The 25,949-nt window shown below is 44.0% G+C and carries 22 protein-coding genes; 14 read left to right on the top strand and 8 right to left on the bottom strand.

Translation table 11 applies throughout. The features are described from left to right. The first annotated feature begins 3 nt into the window (after window positions 1–3). The 9 genes from ABFX33_RS00960 to ABFX33_RS00920 all read left to right on the top strand — a co-directional run bounded on the left by ABFX33_RS00960 (window position 4) and on the right by ABFX33_RS00920 (window position 13,627). Window positions 4–3,165 (top strand): efflux RND transporter permease subunit, encoded by a 3,162-nt coding sequence (locus ABFX33_RS00960; RefSeq protein WP_346083683.1) that lies wholly within the window; start codon window positions 4–6, stop codon window positions 3,163–3,165. Next, window positions 3,158–4,600, top strand: coding sequence for a TolC family protein (locus ABFX33_RS00955; protein WP_346083682.1), 1,443 nt, complete (start codon window positions 3,158–3,160; stop codon window positions 4,598–4,600). Before ABFX33_RS00960 ends, ABFX33_RS00955 begins: the two co-directional genes overlap by 8 nt. A 302-nt stretch (window positions 4,601–4,902) precedes the next feature. Further along, window positions 4,903–5,295 carry a DoxX family protein gene (locus tag ABFX33_RS00950; protein WP_346083681.1) on the top strand — a complete coding sequence of 131 codons (393 nt, stop codon included), beginning with the start codon at window positions 4,903–4,905 and terminating at the stop codon, window positions 5,293–5,295. A gap of 15 nt (window positions 5,296–5,310) precedes the next feature. After that, window positions 5,311–5,808 (top strand): DinB family protein, encoded by a 498-nt coding sequence (locus ABFX33_RS00945; protein WP_346083679.1) that lies wholly within the window; start codon window positions 5,311–5,313, stop codon window positions 5,806–5,808. 218 nt (window positions 5,809–6,026) lie between these two features. Further along, complete coding sequence (locus ABFX33_RS00940) at window positions 6,027–6,713, top strand: response regulator transcription factor (protein ID WP_346083677.1); 687 nt, start codon at window positions 6,027–6,029, stop codon at window positions 6,711–6,713. Between the two features lie 2 nt (window positions 6,714–6,715). Further along, window positions 6,716–8,062 carry a sensor histidine kinase gene (locus ABFX33_RS00935; RefSeq protein ID WP_346083676.1) on the top strand — a complete coding sequence of 449 codons (1,347 nt, stop codon included), beginning with the start codon at window positions 6,716–6,718 and terminating at the stop codon, window positions 8,060–8,062. Between the two features lie 90 nt (window positions 8,063–8,152). Next, entirely contained in the window at window positions 8,153–9,424 is a 1,272-nt protein-coding gene (locus ABFX33_RS00930; RefSeq protein WP_346083674.1) for a TolC family protein, read from the top strand. After that, window positions 9,424–10,530: an efflux RND transporter periplasmic adaptor subunit gene (locus tag ABFX33_RS00925; protein WP_346083673.1), complete on the top strand. Its 1,107-nt coding sequence runs from the start codon at window positions 9,424–9,426 to the stop codon at window positions 10,528–10,530. The genes ABFX33_RS00930 and ABFX33_RS00925 overlap by 1 nt, the downstream gene beginning before the upstream one ends. A 1-nt stretch (window position 10,531) precedes the next feature. After that, the gene (locus ABFX33_RS00920; RefSeq protein ID WP_346083671.1) at window positions 10,532–13,627 is read left to right on the top strand and encodes an efflux RND transporter permease subunit; all 3,096 of its coding nucleotides are present in this window, start codon (window positions 10,532–10,534) and stop codon (window positions 13,625–13,627) included. A 95-nt stretch (window positions 13,628–13,722) separates the two neighbouring features. Here the strand turns inward: ABFX33_RS00920 and ABFX33_RS00915 are convergent, their stop codons facing one another. From ABFX33_RS00915 to ABFX33_RS00895, 5 genes are all read right to left on the bottom strand, one after another. Continuing rightward, window positions 13,723–14,715 carry an ABC transporter permease gene (locus ABFX33_RS00915; RefSeq protein ID WP_346083669.1) on the bottom strand — a complete coding sequence of 331 codons (993 nt, stop codon included), beginning with the start codon at window positions 14,713–14,715 and terminating at the stop codon, window positions 13,723–13,725. Continuing rightward, window positions 14,678–15,679 (bottom strand): ABC transporter ATP-binding protein, encoded by a 1,002-nt coding sequence (locus ABFX33_RS00910; RefSeq protein ID WP_346083667.1) that lies wholly within the window; start codon window positions 15,677–15,679, stop codon window positions 14,678–14,680. The genes ABFX33_RS00915 and ABFX33_RS00910 overlap by 38 nt, the downstream gene beginning before the upstream one ends. 22 nt (window positions 15,680–15,701) lie before the next feature. Further along, complete coding sequence (locus tag ABFX33_RS00905; protein ID WP_346083666.1) at window positions 15,702–16,556, bottom strand: COG1470 family protein; 855 nt, start codon at window positions 16,554–16,556, stop codon at window positions 15,702–15,704. Window positions 16,557–16,766: 210 nt separating this feature from the next. Continuing rightward, window positions 16,767–17,057, bottom strand: coding sequence for a hypothetical protein (locus ABFX33_RS00900; protein WP_257092461.1), 291 nt, complete (start codon window positions 17,055–17,057; stop codon window positions 16,767–16,769). Window positions 17,058–17,129: 72 nt separating this feature from the next. Next, window positions 17,130–17,576 carry an Hsp20/alpha crystallin family protein gene (locus tag ABFX33_RS00895; RefSeq protein WP_346083664.1) on the bottom strand — a complete coding sequence of 149 codons (447 nt, stop codon included), beginning with the start codon at window positions 17,574–17,576 and terminating at the stop codon, window positions 17,130–17,132. A gap of 522 nt (window positions 17,577–18,098) precedes the next feature. Here ABFX33_RS00895 and ABFX33_RS00890 point away from each other — a divergent pair. The 3 genes from ABFX33_RS00890 to ABFX33_RS00880 all read left to right on the top strand — a co-directional run bounded on the left by ABFX33_RS00890 (window position 18,099) and on the right by ABFX33_RS00880 (window position 20,653). Beyond that, window positions 18,099–19,034 (top strand): hypothetical protein, encoded by a 936-nt coding sequence (locus tag ABFX33_RS00890; protein ID WP_346083662.1) that lies wholly within the window; start codon window positions 18,099–18,101, stop codon window positions 19,032–19,034. A gap of 9 nt (window positions 19,035–19,043) precedes the next feature. Further along, entirely contained in the window at window positions 19,044–19,766 is a 723-nt protein-coding gene (locus tag ABFX33_RS00885; RefSeq protein WP_346083660.1) for a hypothetical protein, read from the top strand. Window positions 19,767–20,056: 290 nt separating this feature from the next. Then, complete coding sequence (locus ABFX33_RS00880) at window positions 20,057–20,653, top strand: hypothetical protein (protein WP_346083658.1); 597 nt, start codon at window positions 20,057–20,059, stop codon at window positions 20,651–20,653. 147 nt (window positions 20,654–20,800) lie between these two features. Here the strand turns inward: ABFX33_RS00880 and ABFX33_RS00875 are convergent, their stop codons facing one another. Both ABFX33_RS00875 and ABFX33_RS00870 read right to left on the bottom strand, forming a co-directional pair. Next, window positions 20,801–22,006: a serine hydrolase domain-containing protein gene (locus ABFX33_RS00875; RefSeq protein WP_346083656.1), complete on the bottom strand. Its 1,206-nt coding sequence runs from the start codon at window positions 22,004–22,006 to the stop codon at window positions 20,801–20,803. Between the two features lie 102 nt (window positions 22,007–22,108). Next, window positions 22,109–22,738 (bottom strand): magnetosome magnetite crystal formation protein family, encoded by a 630-nt coding sequence (locus ABFX33_RS00870; protein ID WP_346083654.1) that lies wholly within the window; start codon window positions 22,736–22,738, stop codon window positions 22,109–22,111. Window positions 22,739–23,187: 449 nt separating this feature from the next. On the opposite strand from ABFX33_RS00870, the gene ABFX33_RS00865 reads away from it, so the two are divergent. Next, window positions 23,188–24,585 carry a Fic family protein gene (locus ABFX33_RS00865; RefSeq protein ID WP_346083653.1) on the top strand — a complete coding sequence of 466 codons (1,398 nt, stop codon included), beginning with the start codon at window positions 23,188–23,190 and terminating at the stop codon, window positions 24,583–24,585. 18 nt (window positions 24,586–24,603) lie between these two features. Here the strand turns inward: ABFX33_RS00865 and ABFX33_RS00860 are convergent, their stop codons facing one another. Then, window positions 24,604–25,158, bottom strand: coding sequence for an SMI1/KNR4 family protein (locus tag ABFX33_RS00860; protein ID WP_346083651.1), 555 nt, complete (start codon window positions 25,156–25,158; stop codon window positions 24,604–24,606). A gap of 159 nt (window positions 25,159–25,317) precedes the next feature. Between ABFX33_RS00860 and ABFX33_RS00855 the strand changes: the two genes are divergently transcribed. Then, complete coding sequence (locus tag ABFX33_RS00855; RefSeq protein WP_346083650.1) at window positions 25,318–25,845, top strand: hypothetical protein; 528 nt, start codon at window positions 25,318–25,320, stop codon at window positions 25,843–25,845. The last annotated feature ends 104 nt before the right edge of the window (window positions 25,846–25,949 follow it).

Below are 25,949 nucleotides of genomic sequence, written 5' to 3'. Positions count from 1 at the left end.
ATTATGTTTAAAAAAGTAATACATCGGCCGGTATTTGCTATTGTCATATCGGTTGTCATCTTATTTATCGGTGGTCTGGCTATCAAGCAGCTTCCTACCGAACAATTTCCAAAGATCGCCCCCACCACAGTGGCGGTTTCCATCGCCTACCCGGGGGCAAGTGCAGATGTGCTTGTAAAATCTTCACTCATTACCTTAGAGAATGCCATTAATGGGGTACAGGGCATGCGTTATATCGCAACAGATGCGACCAGTGCCGGAGAGGCTACGGTCAACGTGGTCTTTGACCCGGGGACAGACCCCAATGATGCGGTCGTACTGGTCAAAACGAGAGTGGATCAGGTGATGCCGCTGTTGCCCGAGCTGGTGCAAAAGGAAGGGGTGATCGTCAATCCGATTCAGCCCAGTATGTTGATGTACGTGAACCTGTACAGTACCAGTAAAAGTATGGATGAAAAATTCCTGTACAACTATGCGACCGTAAACATTATTCCCGAAATCAACCGGATCCATGGTATTGCCAAATCCCAGATCTTGGGGAGCAGACGTTATGCAATGCGGATCTGGTTAAATCCTGACCGTATGCGTGCCTATAGCTTATCTGTCGATGAGGTGATGAAGGCTATCGGTGAGCAAAGTATTATTGGTAGACCGGGACGATTGGGGCAGAGCTCAGGTATTGCTGCCCAGTCGCTGGAGTATGTGTTGACCTATAAAGGCCAGTACAATAAACCCGAGGAATATGAAAATATCATCGTTCGGGCAAATGGCGAAGGTGAAAATATCAAGTTAAAAGATGTTGCCAAAGTCGAATTGGGCAGTGAGTTTTTTGATATTTACTCGAATCTGGATGGACATCCCTCGGCTTCCATTGTACTCAAACAGAATTATGGTAGCAATGCCAATGATGTTATTAAGGATGTAAAAGCTAAGCTGGCGGAGATGAAAGGAAATTTCCCGCCGGGTGTGGACTATAAGATCAGCTATGACGTATCGCAGTTTTTGGATGCCTCGATCGAACAGGTAATGCATACCTTGCGTGATGCCTTTATCCTGGTAGCTATCGTTGTATTTATTTTCCTGGGCGACTGGCGCTCTACGCTGATCCCGATCATTGCGGTTCCAGTATCGCTGATAGGTACATTCTTTGTCATTCAGTGGTTCGGAATGTCGATCAACTTGGTTACACTTTTTGCACTTGTCCTGGCCATTGGTATTGTGGTGGACAATGCTATTGTCGTGATTGAAGCCGTCCACGCCAAGATGGAGGAGAGCGCAATCTCGCCTTACAATGCCGTCAAGGAAGTGATGGCTGAAATCGCTGGCGCGATCATCGCTATTACGGCGGTCATGGTTGCCGTGTTTATCCCGATTTCGTTTATGACAGGCCCTGTCGGGACATTTTACCGTCAGTTTTCAATTACCATGGCGAGTTCCATTGTGATATCGGCGGTGGTAGCACTTACACTCACACCTGTGCTTGCAGCGATGTTATTGAAAAATAATCATGGAAAACCCCAAAAAACAAATCTATTTACCAAAGCTCTTGATACGTTTAACCGCACTTTCGATCGGGTAACGGGCTCTTATGCCTCCTTGCTGCGCAAGATCGCCAGCCGGAGGGTCATCACCTGGGGCATCCTCATCGTTTTCTGTGTGGGGACTTTCCTGATCAACAAAACGCTTCCGGGTGGTTTTATACCGAGCGAGGATCAGGGAACGATCTATGCCATCATTCAGACGCCACCGGGATCGACGCTGGAACAGACCAATAAGCTTTCCCGCGAACTGCAAAAGATCTGTCAGGGGGTGGACGGTGTGGAGTCGGTCTCTTCCCTGGCCGGCTATGAGATCATGACGGAAGGTCGTGGTTCAAATGCGGGAACCTGTCTGATCAACCTCAAGACTTGGAGTGAGCGGGAGCATGGTGTGAAAGAGATCATGGAAGAACTTGAAGAAAAATCAAAAAATCTGGGGGCGACTGTAGAGTTTTTCGAACCGCCGGCTGTTCCTGGTTTTGGATCCTCGGGTGGTTTCTCGATGCGCTTACTTGATTTAAACCGGACAACAGATTACCAGGATTTCGATAAAGTAAACAAAGCTTTTATTGCTAATCTAAAAAAACGCAAGGAGCTGACGGGAGTATTTACTTTCTTCGCCGCCAATTACCCGCAATATGAACTGGTATTTGACAATAATGCCGCCATGCAAAAAGGGGTTTCTATCGGTAAAGCCATGGATAACCTCAATATCCTGATTGGTAGTACTTACGAACAGGGTTTTATCCGTTTTGGTCAATTCTTCAAAGTCTATGTGCAGTCATCACCCGAATTCAGAAGATTGCCTTCGGATATTATGAATCTTTATGTCAAAAATGATCATGATCAGATGGTTCCGTATTCGGCATTTATGACCTTGAAAAAAACACAGGGCCCCAACGAGATCACACGTTACAATATGTATAATTCTGCTGCGGTGCGCGGGCTTCCGGCAAATAGTTATACAACGGCCGACGCCATTCAGGCGATCAATGAGACAGCACTGGCAACATTGCCACACGGTTACAAAGTGGCTTGGGAGGGCTTGTCCTACGATGAAGCACAGCGTGGAAATGAAGCCATTTATGTCTTCTTGGTGGTCCTGGTATTCGTATACCTTGTGTTGGCAGCGCAATACGAAAGTTTTATTATCCCGTTTGCGGTTTTGTTGTCGCTACCGGTCGGTGTATTTGGTTCATTCTTCCTCTTGAAAGCGATGGGGCTCGAAAACGATATCTATGCACAGGTGGGACTGATCATGATCATCGGTCTGTTGGGTAAAAATGCCGTGCTGATCGTTGAATTCGCCGTCAAGCGCCGCCAGGCCGGAGATTCAATACTGGAAGCGGCCATAGAAGGATCAAGAGCTCGGTTCAGACCAATCCTGATGACCTCATTTGCCTTTATCGCCGGACTTGTTCCGCTGGTCTTTGCGAGTGGTGCCGGAGCGATCGGAAACCATACCATAGGTGCTTCTGCATTAGGTGGTATGCTCGTCGGGACAATCTTTGGCGTTATCGTCATTCCGGGACTCTATTACATTTTTGCAAAATTGGCGGATGGTAGAAAAATGATCCAGGCCGAAGACGAATCACCTTTAAGCGAAGACATGATACATTATGAATAGAAATAGATTATATCAATATACAGGTTTTGCACTTTTCTTACTGAGTTTCGTGGGCTGCAAACCTTTGGAAATACAACAGCGTGCTGAAAATAGGGCTGTACCAGAGAAATATGGTACTGCCGAAAATGACTCTACAAATACTGGGAAAATCAAATGGAACAGTTATTTCAATGATCCCCATCTACAGGGACTGATCGGTCTGGCACTCGCAAATAATCAGGAGCTCCATATTGTGCTTCAGGAAATCGAGATGGCCAAAAATGAGGTCAGTGCCAAAAAAGGGGAATATTTACCTTCGGTAGGGCTTAAAGTAGGTGCCGGTGTTGACAAAGTGAGCCGTTACACCAATATCGGTGCGATGGAGAAAAATACGGAAATCGAACCTGGCCGGGAGATGCCCGAACCGCTGTTTGATTTTGGTGTCGGTGTACAGGCGCAATGGGAAACGGATATCTGGGGTAAACTGCACAATGCCACCAAAGCGCAATTGCAGCGGTATTTTGCGAGTGTGGAAGGCAAAAACTTTATGGTGACGCATCTCATCTCCGAAATTGCAGATGCTTATTATGAGCTCCTGGCACTGGACAACGAACTGCTGGTGGTCAATGAAAACGTGAAGATCCAAAATGATGCGCTAACAGTGGTCAATGACTTGAAAAAGAACGCGCGGTCGAACAAGCTTGCCATCAAAAGATTCGAGGCACAGATCCTGAAAACCCAGGGGATGCAATATGATATCCAGCAACAGATAACGGAAACTGAAAATAGGATCAATTATCTGGTCGGTAGATTTCCGCAGCCAGTGCAGCGCAACAAGGATGCTTTTGAGCAGCTCGTGCCACAGACAGTCTACACGGGTATCCCGGCTGATCTGCTGGAAAATAGACCGGATATCAAGCAGGCAGAATATGAACTAGCTGCCTCCAAATTGGATATTAAATCCGCGAAAGCGCGTTTCTATCCTTCCTTGGATATTGCTGCCGGAGTGGGCTTGCAGGCGTTTGATCCGACCTATTTGATTAAACCGGAATCCTTTTTGACTTCACTTGTCGGCGAGCTTACTGCTCCCCTGATCAATAAAAGAGCGATCAAAGCGGCCTATTATAATGCCAACGCAAGACAGGTGCAGGCGGTGTACCATTATGAGCAAACCCTATTAGCTGCTTATATCGAAGTCGCTAACCAGCTTTCGAAAATTAAAAATCTGGAAAATGGCCTTGTGATCAAGACCCGGGAGGTCGATGCCTTAAAGGAATCTATTGCTATCTCCAATGATTTATTTAAGTATGCCCGCGCGGATTATATGGAAGTGTTGCTGACGCAACGCGATGCATTGGAATCCAAATTTGAACTGGTTGAGAAGAAAGCGAATCAGCTCAAAGCGAGTGTAGCGATATATAGATCTCTTGGTGGCGGCTGGGATCGCCAGCAATAGTTTGTCAATGTTTGTTTTTTACTGGTTGGGACTTATCGCTTGATAAGTCCCTTTTTTGATGCTTCGCCTTAGTCATCAAGACCGATGAAACTACCATCGGCATTAAATTTTAAATCCAGATCATTGGACAAATCAATCTGGTAACCATAGGGTTCTTTGTCAATGCCTTCGATAAATAAAGGCGCTGGGTATTGCCTAACAATATAGCTCAATATAGGAGTGGCGGTAAGCGTTATTTTTCGAATCTTATTTGCCTTAGCAAACTATTTTCGCCCTGTACTGTCTTCTATTAAAAAGATAGTATGGAAAAATCTTGCCTTCAAAAGATTGCACGCTATGGCTTAGGTGCTTTCTTAATGGTAGCGGGAATCGGACATCTGACCTTTGCCCGGAAGGAATTTCAGGCACAGGTACCTGATTGGGTGCCAATCTCCAAAGATGATACAGTCCTGTATTCGGGATTTGCTGAAATTGCGCTGGGCAGTGCACTGCTATTGGCAAAGGGCAAACAGCGTGCTACCGTTGGAAAAATTGCCGCGCTGTTTTTTGTTGCGGTGTTCCCAGGCAATATCGCCCAATATAAAGAACATCGGGATGGTTTTGGATTGGACAGTGATGGGAAAAGGCTTGCCCGTTTATTTTTTCAACCGATACTGGTGCTATGGGCATTGAAGAGCACCAGTAAACGAAAATAGCTTATTAAATCAGGTATGGACAATTTAGAAGTATGGATGCGGGGACCAATCAAGGGGATTCCAGATCTTTTGCAGCCGGTAGCACATGCGCTGCTGCAAGTGGAAGAGGATAGTGCAAAATATACAACCCAGCTGTCGTCAGAGCAGCTCTGGGCACGCCCCTGTGGCAACGCTAGCATCGGATTTCATCTGCTGCATATCCGCGGTGTGATTGATCGCATGTTTACCTATGCTGCAGGCAAATCCTTGTCTGCCGAGCAGTTTGATTATCTCCAAAAGGAAGGCATCGTGGATATGGAACTCAGCGTTGCTACGCTAGTCGGAAACCTACAGCTGCAGATCGGACGGGCTTTAGCTATCTTATCGGTGACTGACCCCTCAACGTTGACCGAAGAACGTTTTCTGGGGAGAAAGCAGATTCCAACAACCCTGATCGGTCTCTTATTTCATGCGGCTGAACATGCACAGCGCCATGTCGGCCAGCTGCTGGTCACCGCCCGTTGTCTGAAATAAAGGTTGGCTACCACCTGATCCACTTTGGCATTTTATTCCTGTTAAGATCTCAGCCAAGAATTGATCCCAGATCAGTGCCTGAGATCTGGATAGACAGGTCGATATGGGCAATAGAGGGCTGTGGCCTGTCTAAGGATTAATTTGTAAATTCGTATACTTGTAGATTCCATTAGGATATTCATAATTTTTATAATCCCGTATAAAAATAAAATCAGTTTATGCAGATACTTTTGGTAGAGGACGATCGTCGTATTAGTAGCTTTGTGGTGAAAGGGCTGGAAGAGTTGGGCCATCAGGTCATTTTGGCGGAATCCGCTGAAGCGGCAAGGGAATGGGTCAATGCTGATTCCCTGGATGTTGTGGTACTGGATATTATGCTGCCGGGAATCGATGGGATCCAGTTTACAAAAACGCTGCGCTACCGCAAAAACCATATCCCCATTCTGATTCTCAGCGCACTTGGTGAAATTGAAGATAAAGTCGATGCCCTGGAAAGTGGTGCCGATGATTACCTGGTCAAACCTTTTTCGTTTAAGGAACTCGTCAGCCGCATCAAAGCCTTGGTACGTCGGGACAGCTATAAAAATACAAGCCATGTGAATGATAGCTGCATCGAAATTCGCGATCTCAAAGTGGATCTGGACCGTTATGAAGTCTATAAAGGTGGTGCAAATGTCGATCTTTCGCCTAAAGAATTTAAGCTGTTTAAGTATCTGATCGAAAACCGCAATAAGACCCTTTCACGTACCGCGATCCTACAGGCGGTCTGGGGTATTGATTTTGATAACAATACTAATGTCGTGGATGTGTACGTCTCCTATCTGCGGGGGAAAGTGGATGATGGAAGTGATACATCCATTATCAGGACGGTCAAAGGGGTAGGTTACATGCTCAAAACGGACTGACCATGAACCTCAAGATCAGACTGACACTTTTTTCTTCCTTGGTCTTCACGATCATTTTTGGACTTGCGACGCTGGTCATTTACTGGATATTCTATAATTCTTCCGAACGGCATCTGATCAGTTCGCTGGAAAAAAACGCAAAAATCGCCGGTATCTATTACCTGGAGGCGGATGAACAGAGCCCCCTAAAACATCTGGAGTCCAAAAATCAATATGAAAGTCTGGTCAAGCGGGCCATGGTAGCGGTCTATAATGCCGAAGGCCAAGTGAGCTATGGTGGTCTGAAATATGATAATCAAATCAGTAAAAGCTTGTTGACACAGCTGAAATCCCAAAAAACTGTTTATTTTAAAACGGAAGACAGCTTTTATTTTGGCCTGTATTATCCCGATAATCAGGGTGATTTTTTTGTCTTTGTCAAAGAGTCTAATACGGACTTTAATCAGCAGCTAAATCGCCTGCTTTTTATTCTCGTGCTCGTTTTTCTGGTTGCCTTGATCAGCATTGTCTTGTTATCGGTCTGGCTGAGTAAATATGCTTATCTGCCCATCCGGAATGTCATTCAGGAAATCCAACATAAGGATTTAAATACTATCCAGGAGCCGTTGACGGTTATCAAAACAAAAGATGAGCTGCAAGACCTGATCGAAAGCTACAATGCGCTCCTGCGCCGGATCAGTGAAAACATGATTATCCGAAAGAATTTTGTGAGCTATGTATCCCATGAGTTTCGTACACCTCTCGCCGGTATTTTGGGGTCGATGGAGGTTTTTGGAACGAAAGCCCGTAGCCAGGAGGAATATCAGGAACTGGCAGCGACAATCACCGAGCATGTAAATTTTCTAAATCACCTGATCGGAAATTTTCTATTGCTGACAGAAGATCAGGCTTTGAAGCGGTCGATGGAGGTCTTTCGCATCGATGAAGTGGTCTGGGACTTGGTACCTAAGTTTAAGCGGACATTTGCCGTACCCCTGAAAATCGAGCTACAGGTGGATGAACCACATTATTTTAATTTCCGGGGTAATCGCATGCTTGTGGCCCTGTCGATCTCCAACCTGATTGAAAACGCTCTTAAATATGCCAATGGTCAGGAAGTTCTGGTGCGTATGTCGACCCTCGATGAGCGTCTATCGCTAGAAATTATTGACCAGGGTATCGGTATTCCACGGGCAGAACTGGAGGCGGTGAAGCAGACCTTTTACCGTGGGTCGAATGTCGGAACTGTCAAAGGTAGTGGCATCGGCCTTTCCTTTGCGCAGATCGTGTTTAAAGACCAGGGGGTGGACTTTGCTATTCGTTCCAATGACCTGGGGACGACCGTATCGCTGCTGTTTCCAAAATTCTAATCATTTTCTAATCTCTTCTAATCAAACTTTAATTTACCTTAAAGTTGCCTGTAATCCCTGTCTCTTAGTTTTGTGGAAATACAAAATAGAGTGGGAAAAATACGCATTACATTAGTTCTTCTTCTTGGCCTGAACAGCAGACTATTTGCACAGGAAATGCCCGAAAATCATCTGCAAAAATCAGAGATTGAGCAGGTATTCCTAACACATAACCTGTCCTTGATGGCGCAGCGTTTTCAGATGAAACAGGCTGAAGCAGCGGTACTGCAGGCCAAGCTGTGGCCCAACCCCAAGATTTCCATCGGTGAGGTCAACCTCTGGAAAAACTCTTCCAGTGAGGAGCTGCCAGCATTGATGGGAAATTACGGACGATACCAACAGGTGGAAATGGAACTGGAGCAGACGATTGAATTGGCCGGCAAAAGAAAAAAACGGGTACAGCTGCAACTCCTTGAAAAGGAGAATGCGCAACTTCAGTTTGAGGAATTACTCCGCAACCTGAAATATGACCTCCGTAGCCAATGTCTGGAATTGCAGGTGCTGCAGGAAAAGGAGCGTCTCTACAGCAATCAGGTCGGAATCTTCCAGAAGCTGGCGCAGTCTTATCAAAATCAGTGGAAAGAAGGCAATGTCAGCGAAATGGATTACCTCAGGATCCAGAGTGAATCCATGGCTTTTGGGAATAAGCTGAATGAAATACAGCAGGAGAAAATAGCAAAAATGAACGATGTCGCACGTTATCTTGGGGCAAAGGGAACGGCGCTTTCCATCGCGGATACCATCGGTAGCCCTGCCTTTATTGCGAATAGACAAAACGAATGGAAAATCATGGCCATGGATAATCGAAGCGATTATAAAATCATTCACAATGAATTTAAGAAAGGGCAGGCCCAACTGGAAATAGAGAAAGCCGAACGTGTGCCAAATCTGGAAGTCTCCGTGAATTATGATCGGGGCGGAAATATTATGCGCGATTTTATTGGACTGGGGCTTTCTATGGATCTGCCCCTATTTAATAGAAACCAAGGGAATATCAAGATCGCAAAACTGGAACTGGAAAAAAATAAGGTTGAAATCGAACAGTTTCGTATTGATATCGAACGGGAGATCGATTTTCTTTCCGCACGGCTAAGCAACTTGGAATCTAGCCTAAAAACGATGGATAAAGGGTTTGACGGTAAACTGGATGTTGCCCTGGAACGCTATGTCCGAAATTTCCAGGAACGTAGGCTGACCATTGTTGAGTTTATAGACTTTATCAATAATTATATGGAAAACAAAGAATCAATATTGGAACGCAGGGCTAAATATCTTCAGTATCGTGAAGAACTGACCTATTTGGTCGGAAAGGATATTGTCTAATGAAGGGTAATTTTTTAATGCCACTGACGCTTTTGTCTATTTGCCTCCTGTGGGGCTGTCAGTCGGAGCAAAAGGAGGAAAAGCATGTCGTAGAGACAAAAGGCTTTTGCTTAAGCGATGATTTCAAACGCCATATCAAAATTGATTCGATCCAAAAGCGGGATGTGTCTGAACAGATCGCCTTAAACGGCGCAATTCAATACAACCAGGATGAGCTCGCTGCGCTGAAGAGTCCTATTCAGGGAATGGTGCAATATGTCGCTGTGAAAATGGGTGATTATGTGGAGAAAGGGCAGGTGCTGGTGTCACTCAAAGGCACCTCGGTCAATGACCTAGGAAAGGAACTCCGCGAGCTGGAAAACAATAGACGCCTGGCCGAAAGTAAGGTGAATAGTTTACGTAGCTTGCTCAAAGATGGCATGGCTTCCCAGCGTGAGCTGGAAGAGATGCAAAGCGAACTGAAATCTGTGCAGATCGGGATCCAGAACGTGAAGGCGAATATGAAATTGCTGAACGGATCCTCCGAGAATGGTGTTTTTTATATCCGTGCACCCAAAACGGGGTATATCGTAGACAAAAAAGTAAGTCCGGGGATGACCGTAGGTGACGATACGGATCTACTGTCCATCAGTAACCTGAATGAGGTCTGGGTGACCGTCAATATTTACGCGAATAACTTACCCTTTGTCAAAAATGGCGCTCATGTGAGGATCACAACCTTGGCCTATAAAGGCGAATATTTTGAAGGCTATATTGACCAGGTGGCCAACTTTTTTGATCCCGAAGAGCGGGTGGTCAAAGCACGCGTCAAGCTGCTCAATAAGGATTTGAGGTTGAAACCGGGCATGAGCGTGGATGTGTTGGTCGAGAAGGGATCCGCAGGGCAACAGCAACACTTGCTGGCAATCCCCAAAAACGCCATTATCTTGCATAATAACAAGAATTATGTCGTGATCTACAAAAGCGACTGTGATCTATCCGTAAGGACTGTTGATATCGTGTCGGAAAACGAAACCTATGCCTTTATCGAAACGGGGTTGAAGGAAGGGGACCGTGTACTGACAGAAAATGAATTGATTGTATTTGATGAATTGATGAATAGATAGGATGAAGAAGGTTGTACAAAATATCGTTTCATTTTCATTGAAACATTCCTTGGTGGTGCTATTTTTTACGCTGGCTTTATTGTTCGGTGGAATTTACGCTTACCTGCATACCCCGATCGAAGCATTTCCAGATGTGACCAATACCCGTGTTCGGATCATCACACAATGGCCGGGACGCAGTGCCGAAGAAATTGAAAAATTTGTCACACTGCCCGTCACCAAGGAAATGAACACCATCCCCAAAAAGACGAATGTGCGGTCGATTTCCCTGTTTGGGCTCTCTGTGGTGACAGTGCAGTTTGAGGATGAGGTAGAAGACTTCTATGCGCAGCAATATGCGGGTAATAAGATGCGCTCCATTGAGCTGCCGGAAGGGGCCGAAAGTTCTATTGAACCGCCTTCGGGAGCCACAGGGGAAATCTTTCGCTATGTGGTCAAAAGTAACCTGCCGATCAAGGAGGTATCTGCTATTCAGGACTGGGTGATCGAACGGGAGCTTGTGGGGGTGCCGGGGGTGGCAGATGTCGTGAGCTTTGGTGGTGAAGAAAAGATCTATGAGATAAAGATCAATCCAACGGAACTGGCCAACTACAACCTTTCACCGTTGGATGTGTATGAGGCGGTATCGCGCTCAAATATCAATGTGGGTGGTGATGTAATCCAAAAAGGAAATCAGGCCTATGTCGTGCGTGGCGTGGGGCTGCTGGATAAAATAGATGATATTGGCAATATTTTGATCAAGGTGGTAGGCAACACACCTATCCTGGTCAAGCATGTGGCTGAAATAGAATTGGGTGCCAAACCGCGGCTTGGACAGGTGGGGCTCAACGAGGAAGATGACCTGGTACAGGGTATTGTCATTATGCTCCGGGGTGAAAATCCATCGGCAGTAGTGACACGCCTGAAAGAAAAAATTGAGGAATTGAACGGCCGTATCTTACCGGAAAATGTCAAGATTGAACCGGTGATTGACCGCACAAAATTGGTCAACAACACAGTGCATACGGTGTCGAAAAACCTGATCGAGGGTGTTATCCTGGTTTCGATTATTGTCTTTATCTTTTTGAACAACTGGAAGACAACCTTTATTGTGGCCTCGGTGATTCCATTGGCCTTCCTGTTTGCGATCATCTTATTGAAAATTCAGGGCTTGCCGGCGAATCTGATTTCCATGGGCGCATTGGACTTTGGCCTATTGCTCGAGGGAACACTGGTGATCGTGGAGACGGTTTTTGTCTCCCTGGAAAAGGAGGCACACCGGCTGGGGACGGCCCGTTTCAATAAGGTCTCCAAGCTGGGTATCATTAAAAAGAGTGCAGGCTCGGTGGCAGGATATATCTTTTTTGCCTTATTGATCTTAATTGTTGCCCTGACGCCGATTTTCTCTTTTCAAAAGGTGGAAGGAAAGATGTTTTCACCTTTGGCCTTTACGCTTGGCTACGCCCTGCTGGGTTCTTTGGTCCTGAGTCTGACCTATGTGCCTGCAATGTGTAAATATCTGCTGAAGAAGAACATCAAAGAGGATGAAAATAAAATAACGCGGGTAAGCCGAAGGGTAATTTTTAAAGGATTTAAGAAAGCTTTTGATCATCCCAAATGGACCTTGGGGATTTTTGTCTTGGCATTGGTTGTCTGTATGGTGCGGTTTAGCTATTACGGTTCAGAATTTCTGCCAAAACTCAATGAAGGCGCCATTTATGTCCGGGCGACATTGCCAAATAGTGTCAACCTGGAGGAATCTGTCAAGCTAACAAAAACGATGAAAACAAAATTGATCAAGCAGTTTGACGAGATTGATTTTATTATGACACAGACGGGTAGACCCAATGATGGAACTGATCCTACGGGTTTTTTCAATATCGAATTTAATATTGAACTGAAGCCGGAGGGAGAGTGGAAGCGGAAAATATCGAAGGAAACATTGATCGGGCAGATGCGCGATAGCCTACAGACTTTCCCCGGCATAAATTTTGGCTTTAGTCAACCCATTCAGGACAATGTGGAGGAGTATGTGGCTGGTGTGAAAAGTCCGTTGGTAATCAAAATTTTTGGTGAGAACCTCCAGGATCTGGAGAATAAAGCCAACAAGTTTGCCGAATCACTTCAAAAGGTCGAGGGGATCACGGATATAAACGTGTTTAAAAATATCGGCTTACCCGAATTGCGGATTCAGCTGCATGACTCCAAGATGGCGAAGTATGGGGTATCGACCAAGGATGTGCAGTCGGTTATTGAGATGACCATCGGGGGGCAATCGGTGACGCATTTTTACGACAATGAGCGCATCTTTGATGTCCGTCTCCGCTTCCAGAAGCAGTATCGCGATAGCCCTGAAAAGATCGGGAACATCATTATCCCCACGATGAACGATCAGAAAGTACCGTTGCGGGAAATAGCAACCATAGACTATCATACAGGACCAGCCTTTATCTATCGCGACGGAAATTCCCGCTATATCGGGGTTGGATTTAACATCGAAGGTCGGGATCTAGGCAGCACCATTGCGGATGCAAAAAAACAGATCGCGGCTGACGTTAAATTGCCCAAATCCTATAAGGTTGTCTGGGCCGGTGAGTTTGAAAGTAAAGAGCGGGCCACCAAACAGTTGATGCAGGTGGTCCCGGTTTCACTGTTATTGATCTTGCTTTTGCTCTATGCTAATTTTGGAAATCTAAAAGATACACTGATCTCCTCCCTGACACTTGCTTTTGCATTTATCGGTGGGTTTGTATCCCTGTGGATAACGGGGACCACATTTGGGATCTCGGCCGGTATTGGTTTTATTATTCTCTTTGGTGTCGCTACGATCGACGGAATTGTTTTAATCGGTGTCATGAAAGAAAACCTGTTAAACAAAATGGGCTTGATACCTGCAATTTACGAAGCCGTAAAAAGTCGGATCAGGCCGATCTTAATGATTGCGCTCATGGGCGCAATGGGCTTATTACCAGCGGCACTGTCCAACGGAATGGGGTCCGAAATTCAGAAACCATTGGCCATTATGATTGTCGGTGGGTTGATTATCTGTATGATTCTTTCATTCTCTATTCTGCCGATTGTTTTCTACTATGCCTATAAGAAGGAAAATAGAGATTAAGCACCCATTTTTTATTCATTATATACTTTGCAAAGTTTGCACTGTCCGATCGGACAGTACAGACTTTGTTGTTTTAACATTTGCATAATTTGCGATTAACTCCTTATTTCCCTTCGCATAAATATGTAATAAGACCAGGCAAAACAGATCATCATGGCGGCTGTGAGCCCACTAATCTGTGGCCAGACCATCAGAAAACTTTCCCGGAAAGAGAGAGGTGCGGGGATAGCACCGACCATCTGTTCCATGGAAATAGGACCTAAGCTACGAACGGATGGCATCAGTAAAGTGGTTGTCGCATCGGTATAAAGCTGGCTTGGCGATAAGCGAAGCAGGTTTAAGATCAATTCATTATAACGAATGTACTCCTGCTCCGAAATATAATTGGGATTGGGTAAAAACGGTCGGATGGCCAAATTCACCAGGATTGGAAAAAATACGGTAAAAAATAACCAGATGCCGATAGCGGTAAGTGCTGAAGTGGCTGGTTGACGAAAGCGGATCGACAGCAGGACGGAAAGACTCAGCCAGAAGGCAACATACAGCACACTGGTCAAGGTGAATCCAAAAATACGTAGCAATTCCTGGGGCTCTATCCGCACTCCCATACCAATGAGTCCGCCCCCCATCATCAACATGACCAGCGCGACAAATAATGTACCGACAACGGCCAGCGGTGCTAGAAATTTGGCAAACAGGAGATTGTCGCGGTAAATTGGTTGCGCCAGCAGACGGGTGAGTGTCCCATTGTTATGCTCTGCATTGACGGCGTCAAAACCAAGAGCTATGCCCAATAATGGTGCTAAGAAGTTTAAAAAAACATGAAATGGCGGAATGGAATTATCTGTCGTAGTCAATAGCTTGAGATATAGAAACGACTGATCGGGATCGCCCGTAATGTTGACGGCGTCTTTGAGTCCCATGGATGAAACATACATGGATGCAGCAAAGGTTAGTACAATAAGTAAGATAAGTATAATAAAACGCCAGCTGCGGATATGTGCCGCTATTTCTTTGCGGACCAGCACCTGCATCGGACCGGATGGTCGGTTATTGATATCTTTTGAAGAAACCGTTGGATTTTTCATAGACAGTATTTGTTGTTATGCTATTCTCAAAATATGTATTATAAATATCGTCAAGCTGGTAGTCATTACGGTTTACAGCAACAATATCAGCACCATTGTTTACCAAAATACGTACAGCCATTGCTGTAGTATCGCTGTCGGTCTTTAATTCGATTGAAAGCCCGTTTATAGTTAGATTACGGAGTCCGGGTAGGACTTTTAATGCTTCTTCAAACCGATTTGTATCGCCTTGGGAATGCCCAAGGCTAATGACTGTGCTGATGCCTTTCTGCTGTTGTAGGTTATTGGCCAGGCTTTCGATAGATCCTTGGACCAGTAACTTTCCACCAACAAAAATACCGACCCGATCGCATACACGTTGTACCTGATGGAGATGGTGTGAAGAGAGCAGTACAGTCAGATTATGCTCCCTACTGAGCTTCTGGATAAGTTCAAGGAATTCATCGACGCCCTTGGGGTCTATGCCCAACGTAGGCTCATCGAGAATAGCGACCTCAGGGGCTTTGATCAGCACTTCGGCTAATCCTAGACGTTGTTTCATCCCGCGGGAAAAAGCACCCGTTTTTTTATGTATTTCCCGTTCGAGTCCTACGACATACAACATATCTTTGGCCGCAGCTTGTGCATAGGGTTTTGTAAGTCCATTTAATTCTGCAACGAAGCATAAGTTTTCCAAAGCTGTCATATCCGGGTAGAAACCTACATTGTCAGGCAGATAACCAACTTTGCGCTTCACGGCTATCGGATTGCGGGTGGCATCATGGCCACAGACGTAAGCTGTACCGGCTGTGGGTTCGGTCAGGCCTAGCATCATAAGAATGCTGGTTGTCTTTCCGGCACCATTGGGGCCGAGTAGACCAAAAATCTCTCCGGGATAAATATGCAGGTCCAACTTGTCTACGGCGGTTAACTTGTCGTAGTTTTTGGTCAGACCTGTCAATTTAATGATAGGATCCTTCATCATGATAATCTTTTTTGTCCCGACTTTATCTGCGGCCGTATTTACGGATGAGATAATACACCAAACCAATTGCCAATAGGATGACCAGCATGCCGATCCAGCCAGAAAGTAAAGAAGTCTTGACGATCATACGGAATGAAATGTCGGCGTTGCTGTTGGGAGACTTGATCTCGAATTTGGCCGCATAGTCACCGGCGATAGTCTTGTCGGGAACTTTAAGATTGACTTTGACATCGAGGGACTTTCCTGCTTCGAGCTGTTTGATATTCGCAGGATCGAAGGTAGCCTCCCAGCGGCTGGGCAACTGGGAACTCAAATCCAATGCATTGAGTGGGAGAGTTCCCGTGTTTTTGACTTTAAGCAGAATTTCCTTACTGCTGCCGGACACGACTTCGTCGCTTAGTCTCCCACTGGGGGTGCTCAGCTCTAGCGCATAGGAGCCTTTGACGACGGCCTCAAGATCGAGTGTTAGCGTATCCCGCGCAGATATGGCCTTCAAAGGTATTTTATATTTATTAGGTTTAGTGGTAATCGGACAGCTGATTTCAATGCTGATCTCCTGTGCTTTATTGGGCTGCATCTGTAGGGAGGTCACTTGCGACCCTTCTACGCGGTAACTTATCTGCCATCCATCGGGTAGCAGTGCGTTAAAGTTGTAATTAACCAATTGAGCAGATCCATTGGTCAAGGTCGTCGTATAACGAAAAGGTTCATTGCTAGGCGCTTCAATATTAACCAACCTCGCTTCGAAGCTGGATTTGAGCGGTTTCATGGTTTGACCAGTTAGATAGAGACTGTTTGCCAACACAAGAAGTGCGATAAAAAATGGCCTGAAATAAAAACGTCGGTCTGTGTTTGTAATTAGTAATTCTGTTAACATGATCCAATAACTAAAATTTATATTTAAATAGAATATTAGCTTTTAAAAAATGTCGGTTCGGGTATCAGGTACCTTTTTGAAAAAACCGCTCCCAAATTAAAAATCAATTTGATAAAAATCAAGAGTGAAAGAAAAAACGATTGTAAAAAAAATGTGCTTAAATAGTATGTATGCTGATCGTTTGCACTGCATAGCGGAGCGGACTGTTCATCAGTCGAAGTTTACTGACCGGAAGGTCTTCTTAATGATAATCTTCGTGTTTTCTGCCAATTCATCCAACGTACAATGGATCGATCTCAGCTGTGTTTTTGAATTTTCGTTATCATTGAGGAGAAGGTTGATGCGCAGAAGCCGGAGATCGGAGGCCTGAGGGTCCCCACGTAGTTCATCAAATAGTTCATGAACAATCTTTTCGCAACTGCTTCGGTCAAAACTGGCGATGGTCATATAACGTCCGCGGCAGTACATCTGCAATTCTATATAATAATTTGAGCGTTCCATATCCTGCATAAATGAAAAAATAGGTTAGCCTCCCGTGGGAGACTAACCAAGTTAAAGTTGCTATTTGGATCTTTAGGATATTTCGATCAGCCGTGGTTCTTTTTGTTTGGCTTCTTCTTTTTTTGGTATTGTCAATCGTAGTACACCGTTTTCATAGCGTGCCTGAATATTATCCTGATCGACAACCTCCTTCTGGAGCTCGAAGCTACGCTGGAAAGATTGGTAGCTGAACTCCCGACGTGTATAGTTGTCCTGATGCTCCTCATTTTGTTCCTGCTTAACCGAAGATATGGTCAATAGGTTGCCGTCTAGCGTCACTTTGAAATCATCTTTGGCCATGCCCGGGGCAGCAACCTCAACTTCGAAAGTGTCTCCGTTTTCCTTGATGTTGACCGCAGGAACGGTGGTACTTATCGATGAGTAATTTTTGTTGTCCCAGTTTAAAAGCTCACGGTTAAAATTATCAAACATGGGCGAAAAAAGTGAAAAATTGTTCCAATTTCTTTTTGCAAGTTTCATAGTAACCTCCTTTTAATGAAGTATAACAATAAATTAAATCTGTCAGTCGGCCGACTGTATAAAATATCCCGCAAAAAAAATACCGAGCTTAAAATACTGAAATTTTTGCATCAAAACTGCCAAATTTTACATGATAAACTGACAGTAAAATAGAACCTTTAGAATAAATTGGACTAATTGAAGCTTTTTTAAACTATTTCAACCTGAATGTTGTCCTTATACTAATCCATTTGATGGATAACTTAGTTATAAAGGTCAGGATTCTTGTATGTTCCTGGCCTTTTATATTCATTTTTACCTTTAAGGTTTAAATCAACTTTTGGTATATTTTACAATGAACAGCGAATTGTAAGCGGCCCTGCACGGATATTAAAGGGGGCTTGCCAGCATACAGACTATCCCTATCTTTACGCTCAAATAGATCATAAAGAAAAAATGAACAGAAAAATAGTTATGTTGCTGTGCCTCCTAATATTTGCATGTTGTATGGGTAATCGCTTATTTGCACAAAAATTCTATCCCATGAACTTCCTTCTCACATTTACCGATGAGGGGATTCCAGAAAATGAGGTTGCCATATTAAATCCGATCTATCTACCCTCTGCTGGATTTGAGCGGGTAGGTGATACGCTTTATATAAATAAGCAAAATAAAGAACAGGTCATGTTGTCCACCAAACAATATGACAACAGGAATGAAGTGTTGCTAACCTATCGTACTGTTGCTGATCTGAAAATTTTTAGGGAGCGTTTGCAGGAGTATCAGCCTAAGCTAGATCAGACCGACGCGCATACTTACCAAGCGACGTTTAAAAGTCTATTAATTAAGTTTATGATCGCGGAGGATACGGTAATAGACAGTAAGCGGTTTCGTGACATAAAATTCCTACTGGTGTATGACAAAGGGCAAAAATTTCCATTTTCTTCGGACAATTGCACCTTTCCGATGACGGAGACCTATCCGTTCCAAAATACGACCTGGTATTTTTCGGCCAAATATAATCGTTCATTATCAAGTTCTGAGTCCAATGATATGCAACTGGTACTTGGTAAGGAAAAGACAGCCTACAAGATTGAATTCCTAGATGACATACATTTTAAAGTAACCTATACTGATCCAAAGAAAAAGGCGCATGTTTACCAGAGTACGTATAACAGTTACAAATCCGAAATCAGCTTTTATGCGAATAGTTATGAATGGGCGGACAAAGATAAAATGGGCAGGGCACTTGAAACCATGCCGGAGAAATATGCGGGAGCAGATTCTTTCTTTTATGACCCGAAGAATTTTGCTCGAGCTGCAGGCACAGCAAGGTACTTCCGGTTTATTTTTTCAAAATCCTATCGTTGGCTTTACCACATTAATGGAGGTTTAATGGAATTGAATACACAGGAGTTCAAAGAACAGGGAGATACGAAGATGATGACTGAAAGTATGCCTAGACGTGAAGATAGATAAGGATTCATAATGAAAAAACTACTGTTGATTTGCAAACTGATTTTGCTTCTGTGTATTTCCTGTAAACAGAAGCAGTTTGATTTGGCGGATCTCCGTTTTCCAATCGACAAGAAACAGCTCAATATGCTGGGGGTAGAAACAGCACCTTACAAAACATATCTTGAAGATGAGACCATCAAATTCAGCAGTGATAGCAGTTCGGTCATGCACTTTGGCGGAATAGCATTGGCCGGTAATCTCAGTCGGTACGATAAGAATATCTATGCATCCAATACCATACAGTTTTTGGAGGACCGCACAGATAAGACCATTCAGGCCTATAAAGTCACTATTGGTACGAGTGAAGAAACAGAACAATTGGAAAGCTATTTTGATAAGCAGTTCGGGAAAACGGAATTTTACTATAAAGACGAAGAGCTGAGTTGCAGAGTCTGGGAAAAAGAGGGGCTGTTATATTATCTTGGAATAAATTTCGATGTATATAACCCTGATCAAATAAAGAAGCACCGCAGAACAGCATTGCTGTTTGTGGTCAATAAAAGCAGTCAGACACTCATCAAAGAAGAAGCTCCCCAAGGTCATTATTTTCGGTTTTATCACTATTATCTGGAGGCAAAGGAGAAACCCGAATATAAAACACTTACCTATAGGCAGTATATGGAGTTAAAACAGCGTCAATATCAATCTGAAGGTCTTGAAACGATCTATGTCGAGCATTATATCAAGCAATAGAAAACACTTTTGTGTATTAAATTCGTTCGATAGCAGTAGAATGGGCGAAAGTAAATAGATAAATAGGCAAACTTTCTACGCTAATTTATTGTCCTATAGGTATCCATAGTTTGGATAACTTAGTTATAAAAGGTCAGGTTCCTATTGGTGTCCTGGCCTTTTTCTATTAAATCGGAAACTTTCTCTGTCGTCCATTTGTTTAGCTATAAGATAAGGGGACGGCGCTGGTAGGAGTGGCGTCGATGCCTATGGCGTAGTCATGGGTTTTATGCATCTAAAAAAGTAACAGTATGAGAAGGGAACAAATAGAACAATGGATTGCCGAGGGATATAATGTCCTGGAACATAAGAAACCCAAAGTCGTCCAGGGCGATATCTGGGAATATCTGAATAGTCACGATGGCCATGGTACAGATGTCTATGCGCTATCTGAGCTGGCGAAATGTGCCGACCACGAATTGCATCAGATCGAATTGCGGAAATACGCTCAGGAATATGGACAATTGGGGGAGAAGCAGTTTCTACGCAATGAGTCCATCCGAATGAAATCATTTGATAAGTACGAAGCTTTCTTGCGCTTATTTTATCCGAATAGTGTTGAAAAAGAAGTTGAGGAAGCGAAATTTCTTGCCGAACGCGTGCGGCGGGTAAGCAAAGCGGAAATGGAACAATGGGTAACGGCCAACCATATTAATGTACTGCTGTCCGATTTAAATTGTCTTGACGAAGATGCGATCCTGACGGGAATGGTCATACCTTCCGAAGAAGTGGTTAGCTACACCGATGGGGGACTGCAGGATACCATGGATTGCCATCTGACACCCATGGAGTTTTTTAGCCATGCAGACGCTGCGCTGTACTGGATTGATTCTAAAATAAAGTCCTAGATTGTTGCACTGCCCCAAATTTGGAAACTATCCGGCGGGCAGTGCGTAACACTTTTTTCAGGGACTTTGATTTTACCGGAGCTGACCAGTTCGTCTAAGGTAAGGATATCGAGCCTATCTTTGCTTAAAGACAGTTTCTTTTGGACTTTAATCCGCTTGGTAACCGATAGGATAATACTGCTCCCATTTCCAAGGGGTAAAAGTATCGCCGATCAGCTGCGCAAGCAGGTCTTTAAACAACATGCTGCCATTGACGCTATTACAGATCATCACAATGGAGATACCTCGGTCAATAAAATTGATATTGTAATTTTTCCAGGCGTCGTCACCACCTTCTTTAAAGAAGGCCCGGCCATACGGTGTTTTGAGCAGTCCCCAACCCAGACCATAAGCAAGTTGAACCGCTTCGTTTTCGTCTGTTGTTTCGCTGCTGATCGGTGGAAACTGTGTTTTGGAATATATGCGGATCTGCGGACGGATCATTTCCTCGAATATGTTTTCCTTGATTCCTTTACCCTGGACGACATATTCGATAAATCGCGCATAATCACTAATGGTCGTGACCATGGAACCACCGGCTACAGCAACAGTCTTTTTGCTTTTTACATTCTGCTGTTCATGATCATTGTGGCCTATAGCCAGATCATCACCAAAGCTATCGTGCCAGACATAGCCTGACTTGTACATGCCGATGGGGTTAAAAATCAGCTCGCTGGCCAGGTCGTCAAAAGTCTTGCCGCTTAGTTCCTCCAGCGCCAATTGGAGCAATTTAAAGCCCTCTCCGGAATAGGCATAGCGTGAACCAGGCTCAAAATAGATCTTGACGACACCAAGCGAGTCATAATCAGGATTGGCTGCCGTTGGATCATACCATTTTAGATTGGGAAAGCCTGTAGTATGGCTGAGACACATGCGCGCAGTGATTTTTTTCCATCGTTGGTCCCCTTTTAGTCCGACGAAATTCGGGTATTCGGGGATAGGCTTCCGGAGGTATTGATAGAGTGGTTTGTCTAGATCCAACAAGTTACGGTCCACCAATTTCATACAGAGATATCCACAGACAGCCTTGCTGAAGGATGCTGCGTAGACAATGGATGCGGTATCGAGGAGTTCTTCGCGAAGTTTGTTCTTGTAGCCGTAGGTTTTGAGGTAGACGGTCTTTTTATTGTTGAGAATCGCGAGACCGATTCCCGGTACTTTCGCCTGATTCTTTAGTGTATTTAAAATACTATCAATAGCGCCTCCAGAAATAGTTGAACCATCCAACCGTGTGACAACATGACTTTGGCTGATCGCTTGTCGGCTACTACATAATAAACCGATCAGGGATATAAAAAGATAGATTTTTTTCATGGCTTTTTTTATTTCAAATATCTGAATAAGCCTATTGAGATAGGGACGACAGCTACACGACAACTGCGCGACATGTCGCATGAAAGGCATCGAAACCTAGAACTAGCGGGATGGAAGCTTTAAAAATGGAATAGCGCCGGGGTACCGGGGTATCCTGTTGCTGAGTGCACCGATGCCGTTGATAATACAGCTGACCAAGGTATAGAGATATACAATTGTGAGCAACGCGAAGCCTACAGGAAAATAGAATACAAGCAACACAATCAACAGCATAAGCAGGAGACTCATGGTCAACTGGAAGTTGATGGATATTCGACCATGATAGTCATATAAGCGATTTCGGTCTCTGTAATTGATCCAAAGAAATAGCGGAAGCAATAGATTGCAAAATGGAAATATAACTCCAGCGAGTGGCATAAAATGAAAAAAGCTTAGAATTCTGGTTTCTGCGCTTGTTGATACTTCCTCAATTTCGCTGTTTTTGACAGTTGGTATGGCCAAGGCGGGTTCTAAGGTTTGTGTATTGCCGGAACTAGAATAAAGTTCCGCTACGGAAAGTCCCAGTGCTTGCGCAAGTTTCCGGACAGAATCGCCATAGGGAATCACTTCACCTTTCTCTATACGTTGAATGGTGCGGCTGGTAAGACCAGATTGGTCTGCCAGTTCTTGTTGTGTCAGTCCTTTCTCCAGTCTTATACTGGCTAGATCAAAAGTTTGCTTTCCTTTATCCATACCTCATCCATAGCGCCTCGACTGTTGCTAATGGTAGTTAAATATAATCATATTTAGCCTACTTTAAAAAGATATTGGAATGCTCAATCCCACTTTTCTAGTGCTGATCGCTTTTTTTAGAAGAAAATAATGCATTAATATATTAATTATAACCTTAATTGGATTATTTGGCATAATATCTGTTGCAATAACGGCGTATATCGACTTAAAACAAAAAAAACAGATGATATGCCAATGACAACCATAGAAAAAACCACCAAATAATATATAATGAGAGAGCCTCCGGATGGGGGCTTTTTTTTGACCCCATAGGCAATTGTTCATTGTATTTTGTCGCAATAGAGGTTTATTGCGACAAAATAGAGTGGTTTATGTCGTAATAAATCTAAATTGCGACATTTTATTTGTATTATTGTCGTAATAACTGTCGCAAATAATGCAGATGTATTATGGGAAAACAACGGGAAATTGAGCAACAGATCTATAGGATCTTGCAGACTTTGGGTAAATTTGCGCAAGGAGCTTCATTGAAAGAGATTAGGGAGGCGTCCGGATTGCTTATTGAGACCAGATCGCTGCAAAGGCGTCTGGAGAAATTGAAAGAGGAGGGAGCAGTATACCTATCCGGTAACATGCGCTCCACGATGTACCATCTTTCATCGCTGACGGAAAAAGGAGCTATGTTAAAGGACCCTTCATTTCCGTTTGAAAAGTCAGCAGAAATTCCGCTGTCTTCTGAGGGGGAGGAAATTAAGATGCTTGTTGGCCGACCACTGACTGAACGGATTCCCGTTGGTTACCAGGCTGATTTTCTGCTGAACTACCGTCCCAATATAGATCGTTATCTAAGTAATGATGAAAAACGGCAGCTAGCCGAGATAGGTCAGACAAATACACTGGATCAACCCGCAGGAACATACGCGAGATCGGTACTGGAACGGCTGCTGATCGATCTTTCGTGGAATTCAAGTCGGCTGGAGGGAAATACCTATAGTCTATTAGATACCCAATATCTGATCTCTTTGGGTAAAAAGGCGGACCGCAAGGATGATGCTGATGCTCAGATGATTCTTAATCATAAGGAGGCTATTGAATTTCTTGTTCAGGGAGGCGAGGAGATAGATTTCAATGTGTATACAATTACCAATCTGCACGCACTGTTAGCAGATAATCTTCTTCCGGATTCCGCTGCTGCCGGTCGACTGCGAACATTTGGAGTCGGTATCACAAGATCTGTTTTTACACCATTGGCTATACCTCAGCTCCTTGATGACTTGTTCAGAACATTACTGAGTAAAGCGCAGGAAATTGAAGATCCATTCGAACAGGCCTTCTTTATCATGGTACAGCTGCCGTATCTGCAGCCTTTTGATGATGTCAATAAACGCGTTTCCCGCCTGGCAGCAAATATACCTTTTAACAAACGTAATCTGTCGCCATTGGCATTTGTGGATGTTCCCGAAGAATTGTATGTTAAAGGATTGCTTGGGGTATATGAACTCAATCGTATAGACCTGTTAAAAGATGTTTTTATATGGTCATATAAGCGTTCGGCAATGCGGTATGCTGCCATCAAGCAGTCTCTGGGAGAGCCTGACCTGTGGCGGATGCAGTACCGCGATGATATCCGAGAGGTGATCCGGGCGATCATCCTAGAGTCGATGGCTCATCAGCAGGCCGTCAATACCATCGCACAGTACGCTGAACGGATTGCCGAAAGCGACCGACAGAAATTTATAACTGTTGTCGATACGGAACTGTTGTCCCTACACGAAGGGAATTTTGCCCGTTTTCGCATCAAACCGTCGGAATTTAGAAGATGGCAAGAAGTGTGGAAGAGAGATTGATGTCAATAGTCAGAAAACTTATTTTACCATGAACCGTTTGGGGTATTCCGCTGCAGAATTGATATGGAAGTACTCGTCGAAATCTGCTTTGGGCGTACTGCTGTAATAATCGTTTAGCAAACCCAAAAATCCTTCGAGGTTAGGGGCGATAACTTTACGGTCATTATCCCGGTTCCAATATTCAATTAGTTGCCCTCCCTGACCAGTAAATATTCCACCCTGATCATAACAAATATAACTGCCGCCGCCATTATGAAAAATCGGGATCCAAAGCTCGTTCCACCAGTTCTCGATTTCAAAGTCGGTACCTATCATACTGGTCAGTTCCTGCGCAGTGTCCAATGCTTCTTCTAATGGTATAAACGTTGAGTTGTTAACAAAGGCTTCATAGCAGCTATTCCGCTGTCCATTTTTCCACTGATAGAATGCTTTGAGATCTTGTGGGAGATGTATATCATATTTCTGCTCCAGGGCTTTGAGTGCTTCGAGGCTCAATGGGTTTTGCAAATCGCCATAGAAATCTGGTCTGAGATTTTTGATATGTAAGTCTAAACTTTCCAGTGTCTCTGTCATAATACCTTTTTGGATGCTTTTTTAAAGTTACTCATTAAAATCACTTATGTCAATGGATTTAGATTATCTCCTTTCATCTGGTAGCTTTACAATTTTTCCCTAACTTTAGTATAACAATTTATATTCTATAGGGTATAAACACAAACCTGGTTAATAGTTATGAAAAAGATCGAACTGATCCCACTTGTGGGGATTGATATTGAGAATTTAGGGGCAGTGGCTTTGGGCATGGGTCAAATGGAAGTGCAAGCTATTCTTGGACCGCCTTCGGATGCACTGGATGGCCAGTATTATTATGATGACCTCGAACTGAGGTTGGATTTCAATGATCATGGGCAACTCGAATTTATCGAAAGCATTAATGGACCATTTCCGGAAAAAACGGAGATTAGCATCTATGGACTGAACCCGTTTAAGGTGGAGGCCGAGGAACTACTCAATATCCTCAGTGAAAAGAACAGTGGTCCCGTTGATGATTCCGAAGCGGGATACTGTTATACCTTTCTGAATAGTTCGGTCGGAGTCTGGCGACAGATGACCGAAGAGGATATTCAGGAAGACATCGAAGCAATAAAGGCCGAAGGTGAGTATGAAGATAATGTGGATATGCTGCTCGAAGACCTGGAAAAATCCAAATTTTTCTGGACAATTGGAATCGGCGTGAAAGGATATTATTCGGGTCAATAGAACAGCGGTTAGTAGCATTTTTTAGCGTAAGGATTTATGTATACTTAATGCTGAGAAAAAAAATGAAGCGAAGCTGGTAGATGCGGATGAACTCGTTTTTTTGA

The organism is Sphingobacterium ginsenosidimutans (assembly GCF_039536865.1).
Lineage (GTDB): Bacteria > Bacteroidota > Bacteroidia > Sphingobacteriales > Sphingobacteriaceae > Sphingobacterium > Sphingobacterium detergens.
This window is presented reverse-complemented; position numbering and strand designations above follow the sequence as displayed.